This is a genomic window from Moorena sp. SIO3H5, from assembly GCF_010692395.1.
Taxonomy (GTDB): domain Bacteria; phylum Cyanobacteriota; class Cyanobacteriia; order Cyanobacteriales; family Coleofasciculaceae; genus Moorena.
The window spans coordinates 1-2,283 of the sequence record NZ_JAAHHS010000682.1 but is presented as its reverse complement, the minus strand read 5'-3'; the positions used below and the strand labels follow the sequence as shown (position 1 = coordinate 2,283).

1 protein-coding gene and 1 pseudogene are annotated in these 2,283 nt (G+C 44.2%); both read right to left on the bottom strand.

Translation table 11 applies throughout. The annotated features are described in order from the left end of the window. Positions 1–942: pseudogene (locus tag F6K52_RS35475) on the bottom strand (ammonium permease); the annotation flags it as partial. 161 nt (positions 943–1,103) lie between these two features. Next, the coding region (locus F6K52_RS35470) for an RNB domain-containing ribonuclease (RefSeq protein WP_293089766.1) at positions 1,104–2,283 on the bottom strand (1,180 nt) is incomplete at its 5' end.

Genomic DNA, 2,283 nt, shown 5'->3' with positions numbered 1-2,283 from the left:
TGTGATGGTATTGCCTACATAATCGAGATCCTTTGCTGAGCCACCATTAAAACCAAACCAGCCCAGCCAGAGAATTAAGCAGCCTAAGGTGGCTAAACCCAGATTATCGGAAGAGAACTTTTCAGTTTCGAGACCTTCATATCTATCTGTTCTTAAATTGTAGCCATAACGACCTTGTCGTGGCTTCAGTAGCCAAGCCCCTACCAAGCCAGCCATACCACCAACACTATGGACTACAGTTGAACCGGCAAAATCATGAAATTTTAGCGCCTTGGCTAGCCAACCATAGTGTCCCCAAACCCAGTGACCCGTTAGGGGATAGATAAAACCAACCAGGAAAAAACTAAATAGCAGAAATGCCCAGAATTTAACCCGTTCAGCAACAGCTCCTGAAACAATAGTGGCTGCAGTTCCAGCAAAGACTAACTGAAATAAAAATAGAGCCGCAAAGGAGTGATTAGACCAATCTTGATTGAGACAATTAAATCCTGATTCTGGAAAGCCAAGATTTCCAAATTGGGGAAAAGGAAGATTAAAAAACAACCCCTTTTGACCCACTAAACTTAAACTAGCATTTTCTCCTGGAACACAACTGTAAGTGATGCCATCACCAAACATTAAGCCAAAGCCAACTAGCCAAAAGGCTAAGGCTGATATACAGAAAACTATCAAATTTTTAGCCAAGACATTAGTCGCATTTCTTCGTCTACATAACCCGGCTTCTAACATGGCAAAGCCAGCATTCATAAAAAAGACTAAAAAAGATGAAACTAACAACCAGATAGTAGATAGGTTAGTGAAATTATTGGTGTTACTATCTTGTGCTGCTGCTACACCAACCCATCCCAGCAGAATGGTAATAGCCAAAGATAGGCAGAAGTACCAACGGCTGGGTACCGAGCTGATTTGGTGTTTTAATCTCTTGTAATTATATCGAGACATCAAAGCAAGCTTTCTAGTTTTACAATCGGAGTGTATATCCAACTGGTAAGTAGGTGGACATACTTAAATCACACTATTAAATAACACTGTTAAATCACACTATATGATGTTTCGCTATATCATTAACTTCTGACATCTAAGCCTTATACAAGGAAAGGCATTTAGGCGAACCTGTTCACAGCAGAAGCTGAGCCATCTTCTAGCTTGGAGTTAAAAGCAAGCTGAGCCTCTGAGTTCGCTAGTTCTTGAAAATGAATAACTTCTTTACGGGGATCAGCGTGACTGACTTTGACATGTAAGCGATCGCCTAATTTAACCGAACGCTGGAAACGCATGGGCAATTCTAGACCTAACTCTTCTAGGAGAATGTTGCCCTTATTCTCGTTTTCTCGCCACCAACTGAGTACTAATACTTGCCAAACCTGATCGGGGTGACGCCGTAAATATTCCAATCCCCAATATTTGTTGGTATCACGTTCTACTTCACTAGCATCCTTAGCTGTTCTGGTTACACTCTGCATCGTTTCGAGCAAATGTTCAGCTTCAAAGGGTAGGGGGTCACCCCGTAGATGAGCTTTGAGCTGGAAATGAGTCATTAAGTCAGTGTAGCGGCGGATTGGAGAGGTTACCTGGGTGTAAGTTTCCAAAGCCAAACTAGCGTGGCGTGTTGGGGTAATGCTCATTTCACTTCTAGGCATACACCGACGCATGGCACAGAACCGCACTGGACCGGCTGGCAATAGTAGCAGTTCTTCTTGGGAAGGAAGTTCTGGCTGGGGTTGTCCTCGGAATGGTAGGGGAATTTGATGCAGTTGACCATAGCGTCCAGCCACTTCACCTGCCAGAATCATCATTTCTGCCACCATTTGCCGTGATGGTGAATCTTCTAACACCTCAATGGTAATTTTTTCATCATTTCCCACCTTGATTACTGACTCTGGCATATGGATGCTAATCGCCCCCTGAGACTTGCGCCACTTTTGCCGACGCACAGCCGAGTTAGCGATCGCAAACAGTTCTGTTTCTGCCTGTACCCCTAACTGCAACATTTCATCTACATCTTCATAAGTCAGGCGATAGGTAGGTTTAATCAGGCTGGGGTGAATCTGATAGTCATAGATGGCACCATCTTCATCCAATATCACGCCAAAACTGAGTGCCCCACAGACTTGACCTTGAACTAAACTCATCGGACCAGTTGCCAGTTCCGATGGGAACATGGGAATCATGCCTGTGGGTAGATATATGGTGGTACTACGCCGTCTTGCTTCTAGGTCAAGGTTATCCCCTGGCATTACCAAGCGAGTTGGGTCAGCGATGTGAATCCACAGACGCTGAGTA